Genomic DNA, 19,317 nt, shown 5'->3' on the forward strand with positions numbered 1-19,317 from the left:
TATCCTCACAGCACCATGCCAGCAGCGCTTGCTGGCCCGATTTCTGCCTCTGAGACTGCTAACCCCTCAAAACATTAGCGTGTACTAAATTAATTCCTAACGCTTTATTATAGGTGATTTTTTTACACTTATTGTTTGAATATTACACAATATTTCTTTACCCTAAGCCCTCCTCTTTCGAGAACAACAATAACCTTCAGGAGCTATGGTGGCGAATCCTCTTCCCATTGTCATATGTGATGACTCCCGCCTTGCCCGTCGACAAATGATTCGGGCACTACAGCACTGGAATGTTGAAATCACCGAAGCAGAGCACGGACTCCAGGCACTTGAAGCGATTCGTGCACAGCAAGGCCATCTTGTTTTTCTCGACCTGAACATGCCTATCATGGATGGCTATGAAGTACTGGAGAGGATTCGCCGTGACGATCTTCCGGCGCTGGTCATTGTCGTATCAGGCGATATTCAGCCAGACGCTCAGGCACGTGTACAAGCGCTCGGTGCAATCGGCTTCATCCAGAAGCCCGTCAGTGTCGAAACTCTGAATCAGGCGCTGAGCGACTATGGTCTACTCGGCGAACTGGAGCAGCGACAGGACACGACTCCTGCAGCTCCGATTCTTTCCGGTGCTACAGACCTGGCCTTACCCAGCGAAACGCAACAGCTGTGTGAGTACACACAGGAGCTCGCTAACGTTTCCATGGGGCGCGCAGCCAATCTACTGGCCCAGTTGCTGAACGTATTCATTGAACTGCCGATTCCACGTGTCAAGCTGATCAGTATCGCCGAGCTCGACATGGCTTTGAAAAACACGAGCGGCAATGAGCCTATCACCACCATATCGCAGAGCTTTATCGGCCCTGGCATCGCAGGCGAGGCCCTGTTGATGTTCAATGACTCATCTATACCCGATATTGCACAACTGCTGCACCATGAAGGCGAAATCACCGACGCTATTGAGCGCGAACTGCTGATGGATATTGCCAACGTTTTGATCGGCGCCTTTATCAGCAGTACCGGCAACCAACTGGACCTGAACTTCAGTCAGGGTACACCGCAGATTCTGGGGCTGCATTGTGCTCCGCCTGACCTCCAGCTGGAAAAGCCACGCTGGAAAAAAACCCTGGCCATTGAGATAGACTATAAAATTGAAGGCCACGCCGTCAGCTGCGACCTCCTTATTCTGTTCACGGAAGATTCTCTGTCCGCACTGGCAGAGCTACTGGAGCACCTCGAATGAAGCTCTATGATCAAAACATCAGTATTGACGAGTTCCATTGGCAACTGGGTCTGTTGCAAACGCTCGATGTCGGTCTGATCGTGCTGGATCATGAGTTCAATATTCAGCTCTGGAACAGTTTCATGGTGAATCATTCGGGCATCAGCGACAGCAAGGTGCGCAATAAATCACTGTTCGATACTTTTCCAGAATTGCCTGCCACCTGGCTCAAGCGCAAGCTGAACAGCGTATTTCTGCTGAATAACCGTGCCTTCATCACCTGGGAAGAGCGTCCCTACCTGTTCCGCTTCAAGTCTTACCGCCCCATTACCGGGCGCGCCGATTTCATGTACCAGAATATTACCCTGATCCCTCTGGCGTCTCCCAGCGGTAAAGTGGAGCACCTTGGCATCCTTATTTATGATATGACCGATGCCGCGATCAGCCGTCTGGATCTGCAACAGGCTAATGCTGAACTTTCGCAGCTCAGCCGTACTGACCGCCTGACAAAACTGAATAACCGCGGCTATTGGGAAGAATGCGTCAAGCATGAGTTCGAGCGCTATGTACGTACCCAGGTCCCCAGCTCACTGGTGATGCTGGATATAGATCACTTCAAACCGATCAATGACACCATGGGCCACCTGGCAGGTGATGAGGTGATCAGAAAACTCGCCAGCGAGATCAGCCACCATGCGCGCGCCACCGATATTGCCGGCCGCTATGGTGGCGAGGAGTTCGGTATACTGCTGGTGAACACCCCTGCTGCCAATGCCGAAGTGTTTGCAGAACGCCTGCGCGCTGCCGTCGAGGGGCTGGATATCCGATATGATAACCAGCGGATCGATATCACCGTCAGTATCGGTATTGCAGAGGTGGACAACCTGCAGGATGATTATCACCGATGGATAGAGCAGACCGATCAGGCGCTCTACTTCTCCAAGGAGCATGGGCGCAACCTCGTCACAGTCTTCAGCAATATCCCTGATAAATAACACAATCGAACAAGATGATATGCGATGAATGCTGAGAAGCGTTATCAGATCTTTTCACGCCTGCGTGAGCAAAACCCCGAACCCCGAACCGAACTGGAATACACCTCTCCCTTTGAGTTGCTTGTTGCCGTTATGCTGTCGGCGCAGGCGACCGATGTCAGTGTCAATAAGGCTACCCGCAAGCTCTACCCGGTCGCCAATACTCCCGAGTCAATTCTTGCGCTTGGCGTTGAGGGGCTGAAGCAATATATCCGCACCATCGGTCTGTTCAACACCAAAGCCGAAAATGTGATCAAAACCTGCCGCATTCTGATTGACGAGCATGGCAGCGAGGTCCCGCCCAAGCGCGAGGCGCTGGAGAAATTACCGGGTGTGGGACGCAAAACAGCCAATGTCGTGTTGAATACTGCATTTGGTCAGCACGCCATGGCGGTTGATACTCATATTTTCAGAGTGTCTAATCGTACCCGTATCGCACCGGGGAAAAATGTACTTGAGGTTGAGCACAAGCTGATGCGACATGTGCCAAAAGAGTTTCTGCTGGACGCGCATCACTGGCTTATTTTGCATGGCCGTTATGTGTGCACCGCACGTAAACCCAAGTGCGGCTCCTGCATTATTGAAGACCTCTGTGAATACAAGGAAAAAAGTGAGTAAAGCGACAAATAGTTACCTGAAAAATCCACTCCTGTAGCGCTTATCCACAAAATATCTTACTCACACTTTCTGTGGATAAAACTGTGAGTAGTTTTGGGATCAATACCCCAATCCAACGTATTTCGGGGCTTTCAGCAGATTGGTACAAAAACAAACAGCCGATAATAATTACATATATTTCAATGAGTTATATAAATCAATAGGATTAAATTAAAAATTATCCCCTATAAAGGATTTTTCATAGAAACCTTGAGGCAAGGTGTGCAAAAGTCAAGAGAGAGGTTCGAAAACAGGCACGATTAATGCCTTAAACCTTTTTATGAAGAGGGTTATTCAGGAAGTTCTATTTCGATATGCGTAAGGGGTCTGCAGCAGCATGTCAGTATCTCATCATCCTGCAGATCTACCAGCGCATCCTGGACCATTTCAACTTCACCGTCCAGCAGCTTGACCTTGCAACTGCCGCAGTATCCACCGCGACAGTTATAGGGCGCAGGAATCTCCTGCACCTCAAGAGCATCCAGCAACGAGAACTCGTACTGATAGAAAAAGGTGTGGTAGTTATTGACCTTGATGCGCGGTATACCTGCCATCGATTGACATCCTTACAGATCAAACCCGTCAAAATCATCGCTTGCGACATCATTGTCTATCTGACCCACCAGATAGGAACTGATCTCGGACTCCTGTGGAGCGACCTGTACGTTGTCGCTGACCAGCCATCCATTCATCCAGGGCAGAGGGTTCTGTCTGGCCGGGAAGATTTCATCCAGCCCCAGCGCCTTCATCCTGACATTGGTGATGTATTCGACATAATCACCAAGGATGCGGGCATTCAGGCCGATCATGGAGCCTTGACTGAACAGGTAGGTCGCCCAGTCTTTCTCCTGCTCCGCAGCTTCTCGAAAAATCTCATATACTTCTGGAAGACAATCTACCGCTATCTGCTTGAAGTCAGGATCATCCTTGCCGGCAGCCATGATGGTCAGTATATGCTGAGTACCGGTCAGATGCAGCGCCTCATCGCGCGCGATCAGACGGATGATCTTCGCGTTGCCTTCCATCAATGCCCGTTCCGCAAATGCAAAAGAGCAGGCAAAGCTGACATAGAAGCGAATCGCCTCCAGCACATTGACCGAAACCATGGTCAGGTAGAGTTTCTTTTTCAGGTTGTATAGGGTCGCATCCAGTCGGCGACCATCAATCTCTTTCACACAGGGACCATAGAGTGAATAGACATTGACCAGCTCTATAAATTCGTCATACAGGCGTGTCACCGACTCTGCCCGCTTGACGATCTCTTCGTTGGTCACGATCTGATCAAAAACGGTTGAGGGCTCGGTGATGATATTCCGGATGATGTGCGTGTAAGAGCGACTGTGGATCGTTTCACTGAACGCCCAGGTTTCAAACCAGGTCTCCAGCTCCGGCAGGGACACCACCGGTAGAAAAGCGATATTAGGTGAGCGACCCTGTACGGAATCCAGCAATGTCTGATATTTGAGATTGCTCAGGAAGATATGCTTTTCATGCTCAGGCATATCAACGAAGTCTTTGCGATCACTGGTCAGATCCACTTCTTCCGGACGCCAGAAAAAGGACAGCTGCTTTTCGATCAGCTTTTCAAAAATAGGGTACTTCTGTTTGTCATAACGGGCAACATTGACCCCGCGACCAAAAAACATCGGCTCCCGTGTCGCATCATGATTACTGGTGCTGAAAGTGGAGTATGCCATTCCGTTTATATCCCTGGTGTAGCGTTCGAACCTGAAGCGTTGCTCTCGAGCGAGAGCAACGTATTGAGTAGAAAATCAGAGTTTGCAGGCGCCGCCTTCACAACCCTCATCCGCCTGATCACTCGCGCCATCACGCGTGTTGTGATAGTAGAGTGTTTTCAGACCATATTTATAAGCGGTCAGCAGATCTTTCATCAGCTGCTTCATCGGCACTTTATCGTCCGGGAAACGGCTTGGATCGTAGTTGGTGTTGGATGAAACCGCCTGATCCACAAATTTCTGCATGATACCAACCAACTGCAGGTAGCCTTCGTTATCCGGGATGCTCCAGAGCAATTCATACTGCTCACGCAACTTCAGATACTCGGGCACCACCTGTTTCAGAACACCATCTTTGCTCGACTTGACCGACACGAAACCACGCGGCGGCTCAATACCATTGGTTGAGTTGGTGATCTGCGAGGAGGTCTCGCAAGGCATCAGCGCTGTCAGCGTGCTGTTGCGCAGACCAAATTCGCGGATATCCTCACGCAGGGTTTCCCAGAAGTAGTGCAGCGGCTCTTCACAGTAGCTGTCGATATCACGCTTGTAGGTATCGATCGGCAGCAGACCCTTGGCATAGTTGGTCTCGTTGAATTTCGGGCAGGGGCCCATCTCTTTCGCCAGCTGGTTGGAAGCCTTAAGCAGATAGTACTGAATCGCTTCGAAGGTTTTGTGCACCAGACCATTGGCGGAGCCATCGGAATACTTCACGCCATTCTTGGCCAGATAGTAGGCGAAGTTGGTCACACCAACACCCAGCGTGCGACGGCTCATGGAGGCATTGAAGGCAGCCGGAATCGGGTAGTCCTGATAATCAAGCAGGCTGTCGAGGGCGCGCACGATCAGATCGGACAGATTTTCCAGCTCATCCAGACTATTCAGTGCACCCAGGTTGAACGCCGACAGCGTACAGAGTGCGATTTCGCCTTCCGGATCATTAACATCGTTCAGTGGTTTGGTAGGCAGCGCAATCTCCAGACAGAGGTTGGACTGACGCACCGGTGCCACTGCCGGATCAAATGGGCTGTGCGTATTACAGTGGTCGACGTTCTGAATATAGATACGGCCAGTGGATGCACGCTCGGATGCCAGCAGACCAAACAGCTCAACGGCCTTGATGGTCTTCTTGCGGATCGATGGGTCCTGTTCATACTTCACATACAAACGCTCGAACTCTTCCTGATCGGCAAAGAAGTTATCATACAGGCCAGGTACCTCGTGCGGGCTGAACAGGGTAATGTTCTCACCCTTGATCAAACGCTGGTACATCAATTTATTCAGCTGCACGCCGTAGTCGATATGGCGCACGCGGTTCTCTTCAACACCCCGGTTGTTTTTCAGTACCAGCAGTGATTCCACTTCCAGATGCCACAGCGGATAAAAGAGCGTTGCCGCCCCACCGCGCACACCACCCTGAGAGCAGGATTTAACAGCTGTCTGGAAATGCTTGTAGAAAGGAATACAGCCGGTATGGAAGGCTTCGCCGTTACGGATCGGACTGCCGATGGCCCGAATACGCCCGGCATTGATACCGATACCGGCACGCTGAGACACGTACTTGACGATAGCCGCCGCCGTCGCGTTGATCGAATCCAGACTGTCGTCTGTTTCGATCAGCACGCAAGAGCTGAACTGACGCGTTGGGGTACGCACACCAGACATGATCGGTGTCGGCAAGGACAGCTTGAACAGCGACGTGGCATCATAAAAACGCTTCACATAATCCAGACGCGTCTCTTTTGGATAACCAGAGAAGAGGCATGCCGACACCAGCATGTAAAGAATCTGCGGGCTTTCATAGATCTTACCGGTAACACGGTTCTGAACCAGATATTTGCCTTCAAGCTGTTTCACTGCGGCATAGCTGAAGTTCATATCCCGGCTGTGATCAATATGCTGATTCAGCTCATCGAACTCGGCCTCGGTGTAATCTTCAATCAGATGGCGGTCGTAACGCTTCTCTTCCACCATTTTGCTGACATGCTGATACAAAGTCGGCGGATCAAAGCTGCCGAACGCACGTTTGCGCAAGTGGAAGATCGCCAGACGTGCGGCGAGATACTGATAATCCGGCGCATCTTCCGAGATAAGATCCGCTGCTGACTTGATCAGCGTTTCGTGGATATCGGAGGTAGTGATGCCTTCATAAAACTGGATATGAGCGCTCAGCTCAACCTGTGAAACCGAAACATTTTCCAGCCCCTCAGACGCCCAGATAATAACACGATGGATCTTTTCCAGATCGATCGGCTCCTTGCGTCCATCACGTTTGGTTACCATCAGATTTTTCTGCATAACGACGCTCTTCCAGTTTTATCGGTCGATTATATTCAGGCGGGTCAGATCCTGCTGTTTGGCCTTATCCTAAGCCCTGCCTGGCGTGTGATAACCAGATGATACAGCTCTGCAGGCTGCTTATTTCTCTCTGGTTACTTTTTGCACTAGAAACACAATATCTTGTGTGCCCACTCTCAATGAACACACTATATAGCCACTAACGAGGAAAATTCAACTCTTGATTTATAGGCTTTTGCAGTGTAGGCAAAGGCTCAGAATGGCGCTCAGTTCAGAGATCATGCGGGCTGAGGCTCAAAGGAGGCAAAATTTGCCGGAATGGATTTTTTTTCATGACAAAAGTGTTAAACCGGATGCCTTCGCATAATGGTCGTCAAGAATCTAAACAGCACTCCGAAATGGGTATATCAAACACAGTGGCTACCCCTCCTTATGGATGAGGCAACACGACCTGAGAGATCAGAAAGTCACCACTCCAGAATCACCTTGCCCGACTGCCCTGATCGCATCACATCGAAGCCCTTCTGGAACTCATCCACAGGAAAGTGATGGGTGATCATCGGTGTGAGATCCAATCCGGATTGAATCAAGGCGGCCATCTTGTACCAGGTCTCGAACATTTCGCGCCCGTAGATCCCCTTGATCTGCAACCCCTTGAAGATCACCTGAGTCCAGTCGATCCCCATATCGGAGGGTGGAATTCCGAGCATCGCGATCTTACCGCCATGATTCATGCCATCCAGCATGCTCTTGAAGGCTGAGGGTACACCCGACATCTCCAGGCCAACATCAAACCCTTCGGCCATGCCCAGTTCATGCATCACCTCATGCAGATCCTCCTGCATGACGTTCAATGTGCGCGTGGCACCCATCTGCTTGGCCAGTCCCAGGCGGTAATCATTCACATCGGTCACGACGACCTGCCTGGCACCAACATGTCTGCACACAGCAGCAGCCATGATACCAATCGGCCCTGCTCCGGTGATCAACACATCCTCACCAACCAGATCAAACGACAGCGCGGTATGCACGGCATTGCCGAAGGGATCAAATATAGCCGCCAGATCATCGGATATATTGTCCGGGATCTTGAAGGCATTGAATGCAGGGATTACCAGATACTCGGCAAAAGCGCCGTCACGATTCACCCCGACACCTATGGTGTTACGGCACAGGTGGGTGCGACCAGCACGACAGTTACGGCAGTGACCACAGGTGATATGCCCCTCACCGGAGACACGATCTCCGATACTGAAACCGCGTACCTCCTGCCCTATCTCGACCACCTCTCCAACATATTCATGCCCGGCCACCATCGGCACCGGAATGGTTTTCTGCGACCACTCATCCCAGTTATAGATGTGAACATCTGTACCGCAGATGGCCGTTTTGCGAATGCGGATCAGCAGATCGTTGTGCCCCATTACAGGCCTGGGAACATCTGTCATCCAGATGCCTTCTTCAGGCTTCAGTTTAGCCAATGCTTTCATGATGACTCCTCAGATCTGACCAATCAGATAATGCCCAGTGTACGACCCGCCTGAATAAAGGCTGCAATAGCCTTGTCCAGTTGTTCACGACTATGCGCTGCAGACATCTGCACACGGATACGCGCCTGCCCTTTTGGAACGACCGGATAGGAGAAGGCGACCACATAGATCCCTTCTGCCAACAACTGCTCGGCCAGCTCTCCCGCCAGACGCGCATCACCGATCATCACTGGAATGATTGCATGGTCAGCACCCGCAAGTGTAAAGCCCGCTTCAGACATCTGCTGCCGGAAGTGGCGCGCATTGTCCCATAGTTGCGATCTCAGACTGTCGCCCTGTTCAATCAGATCCATCACTTTCAGTGAAGCTGAAACGATGGCTGGAGCCACTGAATTGGAAAACAGATAGGGCCGCGAACGCTGACGCAACAGTTCAATGACAGACTTCCTACCCGTAGTATAGCCGCCGGACGCACCACCGAGGGCTTTACCCAACGTGCCTGTGATGATGTCGACTCGCCCCATGACATCACAGTATTCATGGCTGCCACGTCCGCTTTCGCCCAGAAAACCGGTAGCATGGCAATCATCCACCATGACCATCGCGTCATACTGCTCTGCCAGGTCGCAGATCCCCTTCAGGTTGGCAATGACGCCATCCATCGAGAACACACCATCAGTTGCGATCAGAATATGGCGCGCACCGTCCTGACGCGCCTGCTTGAGCTGCTGTTCCAGCTCGGCCATATCATTATTTGCATAGCGGTAACGTTTTGCCTTACACAGTCGAACGCCGTCGATGATGGAGGCATGATTCAGCGCATCTGAAATGATCGCATCCTCCGGCCCGAGCAGGACTTCGAACAAACCGCCATTGGCATCAAAGCAGGAAGGGTAAAGAATACACGCCTCCATACCGAGAAACTCTGCCAACCGATTTTCCAGCTCTTTGTGCCTATCCTGAGTGCCGCAGATAAAACGTACAGATGCCATGCCGAAGCCGTGACTGTCGAGGCCCTCTTTGGCGGCGTCGATCAGCTCCGGATGATTGGCAAGCCCCAGATAGTTGTTAGCACAGAGGTTGATGACATGGCTGCCATCCAAAATGGATACTTCGCCCTGTTGAGCGGATGTGATGATGCGTTCTGCCTTATAAAGGCCATCCTGGCGAATTTGCTCCAACTCAGTATCAAGTTGCTGGTAAAAAGCTTCAGACATTCCTATCTCCTTTATTATTAGTATGAGTCAGTAACTATAAGATTAACACTCTGCACGCCAGAGTGTCCGCTGCTCGCGAATGAGTTTTTTGCATCGGTACAATTTTACCCGACTCTTTTCATGCGACTCTTTTCATGCGATTACGTCACAGAAATAACCTGACTTTTGAGTCAAAACTTACTTCAGGTATTCACAGTTTATAAGCAGAATAATAACTGATTTTAAAGTCAGCTATTTAGCAGCAATACTGATTAAGCCTTTATAAATCATATAATTATGATTGAAAAAACCACACCAAATATTGTGTACATAAACATCAATATAGATAAACAATATTTTGCAATGATGTATCCTTTCATGTACTTTCGAATTGTCTGCACATAACAATAAAAGAGAATTGTCATGACTCAGGAAGCAACACAACAGAAGCAACCGGAACAGCCTGAAAAAAACCACGACCTGCTTTACGGATTGCATGACAGACCAGGGTTTATCCCTTCTCTGTTTGCAGCTTTCCAGCATGTTCTGGCGAGCCTGGTCGGGGTAGTGACACCCACCCTGATTGTCGGTGGCGTTCTTGGTCTGGGTGAACATATTCCCTATCTGATCAGTATGGCGCTTGTCGTATCGGGCGTTGGTACCTTTATTCAATGCCGGCGTATTGGTCCGATCGGGGCCGGAATGCTCTGCCTGCAAGGCACCAGTTTTGCCTTTCTCACCGCCATCCTCTCTGCGGGGATGATCGTGAAGGGGAATGGCGGCACACCAGAGGATATCCTGGCGACCATTTTCGGTGTCAGTTTCTGCGCGGCTTTCATCGAGATATTCCTCAGCCGCTTTATCCATAAGCTGCAAAGAATCATTACACCTGTCGTGACCGGTACCATCATTCTGCTGATCGGTATTCCCTTGATCAAAGTAGCAATGACAGATATCGGGGGCGGATTCGGCGCGCAGAACTTCGGCTCCCTTGACAATCTGATGCTCGCAGCCGTCGTACTGGTCACAGTTGTACTGCTGTACCGTTCACAGAATCCGATGATTCGGCTGGCCGCTGTTGTTATCGGCCTCACTGCCGGGATGGTGGTCGCCTTCTTCATGGGTCGACTGGATTTCTCACATCTCTCAAGTTTGCCGCTGATCTCGATCCCCGTACCCTTCAAATACGGCTTCCAGTTTGATCTGGCAGCATTTATTCCACTCGCCATCCTCTTTTGTGTCAGCGCGATGGAAACCACCGGCGACCTGACAGCCAACTCCACCATTTCGCGTGAGCCGGTCAAAGGTCCTGTATACCTGAACCGTATTCGCGGCGGTGTGCTCGGTGATGGTGTCAACTCTCTGATCGCTGCAACCTTCAACAGCATGCCCTCCACGACTTTCAGCCAGAACAACGGTGTGATCGCGCTGACAGGAGTTGCCAGCCGCTTTGTCGGTATCTATATTGCCGCCATTCTGGTGATCATGGGGCTGTTTCCTATCATCGGCGGTGTACTGCAGCAGATGCCCAAGCCTGTGTTGGGTGGCGCGACATTGATCATGTTCGGAACGGTGGCCGTAGCTGGCATCCGAGTCCTTTCGAATGCCACGCTTGACCGTCGCAACATGATTATCATCGCCATCTCGATGGGGCTGGGGATCGGCGTGGCCAGTGTGCCGGAAGTCCTGCAGGAACTGCCAGCGACCCTCGCCAATATTCTACGCTCACCGGTTGCGATCGGCGCGATCTCTGCCATTACTCTGAGCCTGCTGTTGCCGGAGATGAAAGATACAACCGATGATATCGAAGTCCAGCCCGCTGCAGATGCTGCTGGAGACACTGACGATAATAACAACCCGCTGCCACGCACCGCCTTCAAGGAGGCCACCGGCAACAGCCACAACAGTTGAACCTCATTGCTGATCGACCCCGATGGGTCGGGCCCAATCCCCTGGCGGACCTTTCCGGATTGTACGTCAGGGCGTTTCTACATCCGGGTGATGCACACTTTCAACTGACAATGGAGCCGAAAGTCTCATGCAAAACCCAACATCATCACCTTTAACAACAATATGGATAAAACACCCGCTCGCAGCGCTTGATAGCGCCTATGCCGGCGGTGTAGTGATCAGGGATGGAATCATCATTGAGCTTGTTGCGGCCGGGCAAACACCTGCATCCAACATCGATATTAGCCATGATGCCAGCCAGCAGGTGCTTCTGCCGGGGCTGATCAACAGCCATCATCACTTCTATCAGACCCTCACCCGCGCCCATCCACAGGCGTTGAACAAAGAGCTGTTCTCTTGGCTGGTTTCGCTCTATCCGATCTGGGCACGGTTGCATCCGGCGATGGTGGAGTCATCCACTTCTATTGCGCTGGCTGAGATGCTGCTGTCCGGGTGTACCACGGCGAGTGATCATCACTATCTTTTCCCCGCCGGGCTCGAAGAGGCGATCGATATACAGATCGAACAGGCAGCCAGACTCGGTGTCCGTGTGCATCTGACACGTGGCTCCATGAGCCTCGGCAAGGATCAGGGGGGCTTGCCGCCACAGTCCACCGTACAGTCTGAACAGACTATTCTGGATGACAGCGAGCGTCTGATTCAGCGCTACCATGATGCGCGCCCCGGCGCGATGGTGCGGATAGCACTGGCCCCCTGCTCGCCTTTTTCGGTCAGTACCGATCTGATGAAAGCCAGTGCGACCCTGGCCCAGCAACATGATGTACAGTTGCATACGCATCTGGCCGAAACCGAGGATGAAACGGCCTTCTGCCTGCGCATGTTCGGTCAGCGCCCGGTGGATTATCTCGAATCGGTCGGCTGGCTCAGTGATCGTGTCTGGTTGGCACATGGCATCCATTTCAACGATGAGGAAGTACAGCGGTTGGGTAAGGCAGGTGTCGGCATTGCACATTGCCCCTCTTCTAATATGTTGCTGGCATCCGGACAGTGCCCGACACTGGATCTGGAAGCAGCCGGTTGTCCGATTGGTATCGGTGTGGATGGCTCGGCCTCGAACGATGGCTCCAATATGATTCTGGAAGTACGACAGGCCCTGCTGTTACAACGTCTGCGTTATGGTGCGGCACGTATCACCCATCAGAAGGTGCTGGACTGGGCAACACGTGGTTCAGCGGCTTGTCTGGGGCGTGATGATATCGGTGAGCTGGCTGTTGGCAAGCAGGCTGACCTGGCTCTGTTCAAGCTGGATGAGATACAGTTTGCCGGTGCAGGTGATCCATTGGCAGCACTGATACTGTGTGGCGCTCAGCGCGCCGACAGGGTCATGGTGCAGGGCCGATGGCGTGTTATAGACGGCCAGATCTGTGATCTGGATATCGAGGCGATGAAGGCACGCCAGCGAGAACTGGCTGTACAGTTGCTGACCTGAACCTAAAGCTTGCCGCTAGAGCCACCTGATCAAATGGTTCTAGCGGCAGTGCTGATTCTGAGGTGTGCTAGCGAGGTATCGCCTCAGAACGAATGCGTCAGCCTGCATCCTTCAAACGCTGATGGCCCTCCTTCAGATGCACGACCTCCACCAGATCATCACCACTCACTTGATAGGCCTGACCAAAACCACGCACATAGAGCCCCGCAACAGGCTTTAAACAGAAGAGGTTAAAATCTCCCAACTGTGAAAGGTTGCCAATCATGTCACCATGACGCTCCTGCAGTTGAGCTATACCGTTTCGCCACAAGTCGGTTTCGCGCTCCACCATGTTAGCCAGCGCTTCAAAGGTCAGACGCTCACGTGCAAACAGCTGCTTTGCGGCACCTTCGTCCTCAATGATCATCAATGAGACATAGGGGTTCACCTTGAGATTACGACCATGTCTGGCAATATCACTTATCAGAATGTAATACCCCTCCTGATCCAGCGCAAAAGGTGCATAGCTGACATTAGGTGTTCCATCCGGATTGATCGTCGCCAGCATCAGTGAGCGAGCCTGGTCCCTTAATGACTGGATCTCCGGTGCGATCCGTTTCTGTAATCGGTTCTGCTGCTCACTCATATGCAATCTCCTTCAGCTTTTCAAATTCCAGTCGTTGGTTGTGTAAAATTACACCCTGAGTATCGCGCCCGAGATAGACCTTGAAGATGCAGGCTCCAGCGTTTGAGAAGAAAGAGACAGCATAGGCCTCTTTGCCTCGCAGGGGTTTACTGATCAGGGCAATATGGGACACAGCATCCAGTTTCAGGTGCCCATGCATCTGTCCGGGCTGACCGAAAAGATTGTAGTAGCCATAGGCCAGACTACCTGCAGGCAAACTACCCTTGAACTCAAAGATAGATCCCTCGACCTCAACGATAGTGGTCACCGGCCCCCAGCCAGCCATCCTTTGCAGCAGCGACTGAGCCACTTCACCCTCCAGGCAGGTTGCCAGCTCATCCGGCAGCGAGCAGATCACCTCCCACTCGCTGCACCCCAGATGCCGCGCCACCTCTACAGGCCGCAGTTCTGGTTTTTCCTGCAGACACATCTCAATCTGCTGTTGAAGTGTTGTCATAGATTTTATGATCTCCCGATCTCTCCAGCCACTCAGAAATACCAGTTCAGATTGACCGCCAGAGTACGGCCGGAGGCTGAATAACGCTCAAGCCCCGGATCCGTGGCACTGACGCCCCTGACATCATTCCAACGCCAGTAGCGCTTATCAGTCAGATTATAGAGCCCTGCACTGAGTTCCACACCCGCCCCGAACCGATACCAGCCGCTCAGATCCACAAGGCCGTAACCAGCAGGTGCCGGAAAGCTGTTCAGACGCGCGTCTTGAGCTTCTGTCTGATCAATGCGTTTCTTAGCTCCGACCAGCGTCCAATACAGATCGGTGCCCCAGCGCTGAGAAGGATCTTCATACCCAAGGTTGAAGATCGCCGTCAGCGGTTCAATCGAATTCAGCGGTTTGTTACCACCTCTATCCTGGCCATGAGCATACGCCAGACTGAAGCCAGCATGACTACCCAGAGGACCAACGCCTATTTCATCCAGATAGGCACGACCACTGACTTCAGCCCCTTTGATCACAACACGATCCAGGTTGATCGACTGGAAGCTCATCAGTGCACCACCGCCAGGTGTCGGCACTCGTTGCTGCTCAATAAAGCCCTTGTACTGATTATGAAATGCCGTCAGCTCAATTCGACCATAGCGATTATCTAAGCGTGTGCCGATTTCAAAACCACGACTGGTCTCCTCCTTGAGATTTGGATTAGCTAACGTCTGATAGCCATGTCCGGCATTAACAAATTCGCCATACATATCCGTCACCGGAGGGGCACGGAATCCTTCTGCATATTGCGCGAACAACAGCACTCCCGGCTGCAATTGATAGCGAACCCCCAGTCTTGGCGTCACACGAGAGGCGCTGTAGTCGGGCGGATTCATATCCGTTGCACCACTGTTCAGATAGGCATCCGACACAGAGGGTTTGATACGATGCCGGTCATAGCGTAAACCGGGCAGCAGTGTCAGGTTTCCGATAGTCATTTCGTTCTGGATATAGAGGCCGAGGGTATCTGCTACCGGGTCAGGAAAATCGCTTGTCGGCAACAACGCCGTCTCCTGACCTGTTGTCAGATTACGATTAACGCCCCGGCGCAGGTTATGGCTTTCCAGTCGACGCAGGTCCATACCATAGGTCATATGGTGATCCACCTGACCGGACTGCCATGACTTATCCAGCTGTACACCGAGATCAACCACCTCCTCCCGATAGTTGGAATCCCGGATCTGATGTTCCATTTGTCCATTAGTCAGGCGTCGCTCAATCGTATGCTGATCCGACTGGCTCTCCTGCCAGGCCAGTCGTGTGCGGATCTCATCAAACGCGGCATTATCCGATTGAACCCAGTAATCCAGGCTGACCTTGTCACGTTGCTGCCGATCATCGGCATCATAGGACTGCCTGTGCACCAATGCCGGTGGACGGCCAGTCGTCGTGTTATAGAGGTGGCGCACTTCGGTATCCAGATCATCACGAAAGCGCTCCAGAGTCAGTTGCAGGCGCTGATTCTCATCAGGCTCCCACCCCAGCTTGGCCAGGGCGCTCTGAGTGGTAGCATCAACCGGGTCGGCATGTGTGCGCGCTGCACCATCAGCCCGATGCCTGCCATAACTGCGTGTTTCGTTATATCGACGCTGGCTCAGATGGAGCAGACCATCCAGGTTATCCTGCCGACCAGCAATCGTTCCGCTGAGGGTAGCGCCCTTATCCTTTGAGTCATAGCCTGCTTTTAGCCTGCCTGCGACACCATCACCCTGATCAAGATAGTCCGCTGCATCCTTGGTCACAAAAGCAACAACACCACCCAATGCATTCGCACCATGCAGTGATGAGGCAGGTCCACGTATAACTTCAACCTGCTTCAGTGCATCGGTATCGACATAGTTACGCCGCGCATCCAGAAAAGGTCCGAAACTGAACGCCTCGGCTATTGGTAAACCATCCACCTGGGTCAGAACACGGTTACCACCAATGCCGCGGATAGTGATGCCATCGAGCCCGAATCGGCTTCCTCCACCACCCGTATTAACTCCGGGTTCATAACGCAACAGATCACGCAGGTCGTTTATCTGCTGCCGTTCAATCTGCTCGGCCTCAATAACAGATACCGAAGCGGAAACCTCTTCCGTCGTTTGACCCGAGCGTGTGGCCGTGACTGTGATGGGGGCGATACGATACCCCTCATCCGTGGCGTCAGCAGCAATTGCCGTCGCTGACATCAAGGCAGTCGCAAGCAGGCTCAGCGGAAAGACACTCCCACCCAACTCCCTAAAAGACATACTATCTGGCTCGATAAACGCCATGCCAACCCCTCTTTGAAATCGATGATGAATAACACAACAGCTGCACAACATAACAAAAAAACAGACTATTGCAAATCATTATCATTATTACTAGCATATGGATAACAGATCAACCCATAGCTATGCGGATAATGTCATCATGACTCGATTGATTCTTTTTGGATGCCTTCTGTGTCTGTCACTACCAGCCCTGTCAGAAATGAGAATTGTCAGTGCCGGCAGCACCATTACCGAACTGATTATTGCTCTTGGCGTGGAATCAGAACTGGTAGCCGTAGACAGCGTCAGCCAGGTGAACGATGAAAGCCGTATCAGCAGGCTGGGTTACCATCGACAGCTCAGTTCAGAAGGGATCCTGTCTCTTACGCCAGACCTTCTGGTGGGATCATCCGAAGCAGGCCCACCTCAAACGATCGAAATTCTGCAAGCAGCTGGCATCTCAACACTACTGATGCCGCAAGCTCTGGATGTTGCAGGCCTGAAAGATAACCTTCTACAGCTTGCCAACAGGCTTCAGCGACCGCAGGAAGCCGAAAGGATTCTGCACGAGATCGATCAGCAGGAAGCCGTTCTGAACAGACCGATTTCCACTCCCAAGAGTGTGATATTTCTGCTCATGGCAGATGAGCGCAATATGCAGATCGGTGGCAGAAATACACTGGCAGACAGCCTGATCACTACCGCAGGCGGCTTGAATCCTGCGGCACTACAGGTGGAGGGATATCGACCAGTCACCCTTGAAGGGGTCATTCAGATGCAGCCGGATATCATCCTGATTGGAGAGAGACGACTTGGCTCAGAACAGAATATGGACAGTCTGCTGCAGCGTTACCCACTGCTCAGAAGCATGCCTCATGCCAGACAGGGGCAGATTCTGACCATTGACAGCACCAGTCTGAACGGTGGATTTGGTCTCAAGACGCTGGCCGAAGCGCTGAGACTGCACTCACTCTGGTATTCGTCATGATGCAGATACGTGCCAACAACCTGCTGCTTCTCATCATGTTGACGCTGGTACTGACCAGCCTCTATTCGATTCTGACCGGCCCTATCGCCCTCAACTGGAAACAGCTGCTGGGCCTGACCCCACTGGATCATACTGAAGCCTTGGTATTGACCCATATCCGACTGCCGCGAACCCTGCTCTGCCTGGCCGTGGGAGCATCACTGGCTGTCTCCGGGGCCGTAATGCAGGGGCTATTCCGTAACCCTCTGGCAGATCCCGGCATTATTGGCGTGTCGAGTGGTGCCGCTGTCGGTGCTGCCATCGCCCTCGTGCTGCTAACGCCATTGACCTTATCACTACCGCAATGGTTCAGCCTGGGGTTGACCTCTTTCATGGCTTTTCTGGGCGCACTGGCTGCCGCCCTGATCGTCTACCAACTGGCAAAGACCCCTTGGGGTACCTCTGTCAGCATTCTATTGCTGGCGGGCGTCGCCATCACGGCCCTGTCGGGCAGTCTGCTCGGCTTAATGAACTATCTGGCTGATGATCAGGCACTTCGTGATCTGGCTCTATGGCAGATGGGCTCACTGGCCCAGACCAACCATACGCTGGTGATGATCGTCTGCAGTGTCAGTGTGATCTGCTCAATACTCTTGTATTGCAAGGCTAGTCACCTCAACGCTCTGGCACTGGGCGAATCTGAAGCGGGTCATCTCGGCATTGAAGTTAACCCCCTCAAGCGTCAGCTACTACTGCTCTCGACCATCACGGTGGGAGTCAGTGTATCCGCTGTTGGTATTATCGGTTTTATCGGTCTGGTGGTGCCTCATCTGGTGCGCCTGCTGACAGGCCCGGATCATAGAACACTGCTGCCTCTGTCCGCCATTGTCGGTGCATGGTTACTGCTGATGGCCGATATGCTGGCGCGCACACTTGCCGCTCCTGCCGAGATGCCGGTAGGTATCATTACCGCGCTGATAGGGGCGCCCTTCTTTATTGGATTACTGCTGAAACAGAGAAAAGGAGCGGGATTGCTATGACTACTGCTGGGGTTGCTGTTGGTAGCTCTACTAAGAGCCCTACTGAGAGCCCTACTGAGAGTGCTGCTGAGAGTGCTGCTGAGAATGCAGCTATGATTGCTGTTGAGATCAATGATCTGAGTGTGTCAGTGGACGGTAGACATCTGCTGTCGAACATCTCGTTCAAAGCCTCCTGCGGTGAGGTGATTGCCATTCTGGGTCCTAATGGTGCCGGCAAAAGTACTTTGCTCAAGGCGATCAGTGGCGATCTCAATCATCACTCCCTTCCGATCTCCCTTTTCGGCCAACCCCGAGAATGCTGGGATAAGATGAAACTGGCCAGTCTGGTGGGCGTGCTACCTCAACAGACGGCTGTCCTCTTCCCTTTCAGGGCCAGAGAAATTGTCATGCTGGGCCGAATACCCCACAAATGCAGCACTGAAGAAAATGAGTTGGAAGTGGAGCTGGCGATGCGTAAGTTGGATGTCTGGCATCTGCGTGACCGTCTGTTTCCTCAGCTATCCGGCGGTGAGAAACAGCGCGTGCATTTTGCCCGAGTCCTGGCTCAACTGGGGGAAGGTAATACCGAGCGCCTGCTGTTACTGGATGAACCCACCTCTGCGCTGGATCTGGGGCATCAGCATCAAGTACTAGCCCTGAGCCGTAAACTGGCGCACGAATCTGCCTATGCAGTCATCCTTGTACTGCACGACTTGAATCTGGCTGCACGTTACGCTGATCGTATCCTTCTGCTGCAGGATGGCCGCTTGATCGCGGATGGTACACCTGACAAAGTGCTCGGTGTAGAACCCATTCGTGCGCTCTATCACTATGAGGCAAGACGCCTGAACATTGCTGATCTGGACCATCCAGTCATCATCTGATGCCTGATTGCCAGCTC

Annotated in this window: 16 protein-coding genes; 8 read left to right on the forward strand and 8 right to left on the reverse strand. The window is 52.2% G+C overall.

Annotated elements, in window-relative coordinates:
- Nucleotides 1-208: 208 nt before the first annotated feature.
- The 3 genes from ACK3CJ_RS13535 to nth are packed head-to-tail and all read left to right on the forward strand — an operon-like array spanning nucleotide 209 to nucleotide 2,871.
- Complete coding sequence (locus ACK3CJ_RS13535; protein WP_409522747.1) at nucleotides 209-1,240, forward strand: response regulator; 1,032 nt, start codon at nucleotides 209-211, stop codon at nucleotides 1,238-1,240.
- The gene (locus ACK3CJ_RS13540) at nucleotides 1,237-2,214 is read left to right on the forward strand and encodes a sensor domain-containing diguanylate cyclase (RefSeq protein ID WP_409522748.1); all 978 of its coding nucleotides are present in this window, start codon (nucleotides 1,237-1,239) and stop codon (nucleotides 2,212-2,214) included. The genes ACK3CJ_RS13535 and ACK3CJ_RS13540 overlap by 4 nt, the downstream gene beginning before the upstream one ends.
- 24 nt (nucleotides 2,215-2,238) lie before the next feature.
- Complete coding sequence (gene nth / locus ACK3CJ_RS13545; protein ID WP_409522749.1) at nucleotides 2,239-2,871, forward strand: endonuclease III; 633 nt, start codon at nucleotides 2,239-2,241, stop codon at nucleotides 2,869-2,871.
- Between the two features lie 329 nt (nucleotides 2,872-3,200).
- Here the strand turns inward: nth and yfaE are convergent, their stop codons facing one another.
- From yfaE to kbl, 5 genes are all read right to left on the reverse strand, one after another.
- Entirely contained in the window at nucleotides 3,201-3,464 is a 264-nt protein-coding gene (gene yfaE / locus ACK3CJ_RS13550) for a class I ribonucleotide reductase maintenance protein YfaE (RefSeq protein WP_409522750.1), read from the reverse strand.
- 12 nt (nucleotides 3,465-3,476) lie between these two features.
- Nucleotides 3,477-4,607 (reverse strand): class Ia ribonucleoside-diphosphate reductase subunit beta, encoded by a 1,131-nt coding sequence (gene nrdB, locus ACK3CJ_RS13555; RefSeq protein ID WP_409522751.1) that lies wholly within the window; start codon nucleotides 4,605-4,607, stop codon nucleotides 3,477-3,479.
- A 75-nt stretch (nucleotides 4,608-4,682) separates the two neighbouring features.
- Nucleotides 4,683-6,944 (reverse strand): class 1a ribonucleoside-diphosphate reductase subunit alpha, encoded by a 2,262-nt coding sequence (gene nrdA, locus ACK3CJ_RS13560; RefSeq protein ID WP_409522752.1) that lies wholly within the window; start codon nucleotides 6,942-6,944, stop codon nucleotides 4,683-4,685.
- 467 nt (nucleotides 6,945-7,411) lie between these two features.
- The gene (tdh, locus tag ACK3CJ_RS13565; protein ID WP_409522753.1) at nucleotides 7,412-8,434 is read right to left on the reverse strand and encodes an L-threonine 3-dehydrogenase; all 1,023 of its coding nucleotides are present in this window, start codon (nucleotides 8,432-8,434) and stop codon (nucleotides 7,412-7,414) included.
- Between the two features lie 23 nt (nucleotides 8,435-8,457).
- On the reverse strand, nucleotides 8,458-9,651 hold the full coding sequence (gene kbl / locus ACK3CJ_RS13570; RefSeq protein WP_409522754.1) for a glycine C-acetyltransferase: 1,194 nt from the start codon (nucleotides 9,649-9,651) through the stop codon (nucleotides 8,458-8,460).
- Between the two features lie 402 nt (nucleotides 9,652-10,053).
- Between kbl and ACK3CJ_RS13575 the strand changes: the two genes are divergently transcribed.
- A complete protein-coding gene (locus tag ACK3CJ_RS13575; protein WP_409522755.1) occupies nucleotides 10,054-11,541 on the forward strand; it encodes a nucleobase:cation symporter-2 family protein in 1,488 nt (495 codons plus the stop codon).
- Between the two features lie 127 nt (nucleotides 11,542-11,668).
- Complete coding sequence (locus ACK3CJ_RS13580; RefSeq protein WP_409522756.1) at nucleotides 11,669-13,030, forward strand: 8-oxoguanine deaminase; 1,362 nt, start codon at nucleotides 11,669-11,671, stop codon at nucleotides 13,028-13,030.
- Between the two features lie 97 nt (nucleotides 13,031-13,127).
- Here ACK3CJ_RS13580 and hutZ read toward each other — a convergent pair whose 3' ends face one another.
- Genes hutZ through ACK3CJ_RS13595 form a run of 3 tightly spaced genes read right to left on the reverse strand, consistent with a single transcriptional unit; the run spans nucleotide 13,128 to nucleotide 16,451 of the window.
- On the reverse strand, nucleotides 13,128-13,655 hold the full coding sequence (gene hutZ / locus ACK3CJ_RS13585; RefSeq protein ID WP_409522757.1) for a heme utilization protein HutZ: 528 nt from the start codon (nucleotides 13,653-13,655) through the stop codon (nucleotides 13,128-13,130).
- Complete coding sequence (gene hutX, locus ACK3CJ_RS13590) at nucleotides 13,648-14,151, reverse strand: heme utilization cystosolic carrier protein HutX (RefSeq protein ID WP_409522758.1); 504 nt, start codon at nucleotides 14,149-14,151, stop codon at nucleotides 13,648-13,650. The genes hutZ and hutX overlap by 8 nt, the downstream gene beginning before the upstream one ends.
- 32 nt (nucleotides 14,152-14,183) lie before the next feature.
- Complete coding sequence (locus tag ACK3CJ_RS13595) at nucleotides 14,184-16,451, reverse strand: TonB-dependent hemoglobin/transferrin/lactoferrin family receptor (RefSeq protein WP_409522759.1); 2,268 nt, start codon at nucleotides 16,449-16,451, stop codon at nucleotides 14,184-14,186.
- 139 nt (nucleotides 16,452-16,590) lie between these two features.
- Between ACK3CJ_RS13595 and ACK3CJ_RS13600 the strand changes: the two genes are divergently transcribed.
- The 3 genes from ACK3CJ_RS13600 (at nucleotide 16,591) to ACK3CJ_RS13610 (ending at nucleotide 19,300) form a co-directional block, all read left to right on the forward strand.
- Complete coding sequence (locus ACK3CJ_RS13600; RefSeq protein ID WP_409522760.1) at nucleotides 16,591-17,418, forward strand: heme/hemin ABC transporter substrate-binding protein; 828 nt, start codon at nucleotides 16,591-16,593, stop codon at nucleotides 17,416-17,418.
- Nucleotides 17,415-18,437, forward strand: a complete 1,023-nt coding sequence (locus ACK3CJ_RS13605; RefSeq protein WP_409522761.1) for a FecCD family ABC transporter permease — start codon at nucleotides 17,415-17,417, stop codon at nucleotides 18,435-18,437. The genes ACK3CJ_RS13600 and ACK3CJ_RS13605 overlap by 4 nt, the downstream gene beginning before the upstream one ends.
- Before the next feature lie 92 nt (nucleotides 18,438-18,529).
- Complete coding sequence (locus ACK3CJ_RS13610; protein ID WP_409522762.1) at nucleotides 18,530-19,300, forward strand: heme ABC transporter ATP-binding protein; 771 nt, start codon at nucleotides 18,530-18,532, stop codon at nucleotides 19,298-19,300.
- Nucleotides 19,301-19,317: the final 17 nt, after the last annotated feature.

Origin of the sequence: Nitrincola salilacus, from assembly GCF_046271865.1 — a bacterium.
In the GTDB taxonomy this organism is placed as follows: Bacteria; Pseudomonadota; Gammaproteobacteria; order Pseudomonadales; family Balneatricaceae; genus Nitrincola; species Nitrincola salilacus.

Bases quoted from the DNA above. Each gene is read 5' to 3' on its own strand.
- tdh (WP_409522753.1), bottom strand. From the start codon at position 8,434: ATGAAAGCATTGGCTAAACTGAAGCCTGAAGAAGGCATCTGGATGACA.
- ACK3CJ_RS13610 (WP_409522762.1), top strand. From the start codon at position 18,530: ATGATTGCTGTTGAGATCAATGATCTGAGTGTGTCAGTGGACGGTAGA.
- hutX (WP_409522758.1), bottom strand. From the start codon at position 14,151: ATGACAACACTTCAACAGCAGATTGAGATGTGTCTGCAGGAAAAACCA.
- kbl (WP_409522754.1), bottom strand. From the start codon at position 9,651: ATGTCTGAAGCTTTTTACCAGCAACTTGATACTGAGTTGGAGCAAATT.
- nrdB (WP_409522751.1), bottom strand. From the start codon at position 4,607: ATGGCATACTCCACTTTCAGCACCAGTAATCATGATGCGACACGGGAG.
- ACK3CJ_RS13595 (WP_409522759.1), bottom strand. From the start codon at position 16,451: ATGGCGTTTATCGAGCCAGATAGTATGTCTTTTAGGGAGTTGGGTGGG.
- hutZ (WP_409522757.1), bottom strand. From the start codon at position 13,655: ATGAGTGAGCAGCAGAACCGATTACAGAAACGGATCGCACCGGAGATC.
- ACK3CJ_RS13580 (WP_409522756.1), top strand. From the start codon at position 11,669: ATGCAAAACCCAACATCATCACCTTTAACAACAATATGGATAAAACAC.
- ACK3CJ_RS13540 (WP_409522748.1), top strand. From the start codon at position 1,237: ATGAAGCTCTATGATCAAAACATCAGTATTGACGAGTTCCATTGGCAA.
- nrdA (WP_409522752.1), bottom strand. From the start codon at position 6,944: ATGCAGAAAAATCTGATGGTAACCAAACGTGATGGACGCAAGGAGCCG.
- ACK3CJ_RS13605 (WP_409522761.1), top strand. From the start codon at position 17,415: ATGATGCAGATACGTGCCAACAACCTGCTGCTTCTCATCATGTTGACG.
- ACK3CJ_RS13600 (WP_409522760.1), top strand. From the start codon at position 16,591: ATGACTCGATTGATTCTTTTTGGATGCCTTCTGTGTCTGTCACTACCA.
- yfaE (WP_409522750.1), bottom strand. From the start codon at position 3,464: ATGGCAGGTATACCGCGCATCAAGGTCAATAACTACCACACCTTTTTC.
- ACK3CJ_RS13575 (WP_409522755.1), top strand. From the start codon at position 10,054: ATGACTCAGGAAGCAACACAACAGAAGCAACCGGAACAGCCTGAAAAA.
- nth (WP_409522749.1), top strand. From the start codon at position 2,239: ATGAATGCTGAGAAGCGTTATCAGATCTTTTCACGCCTGCGTGAGCAA.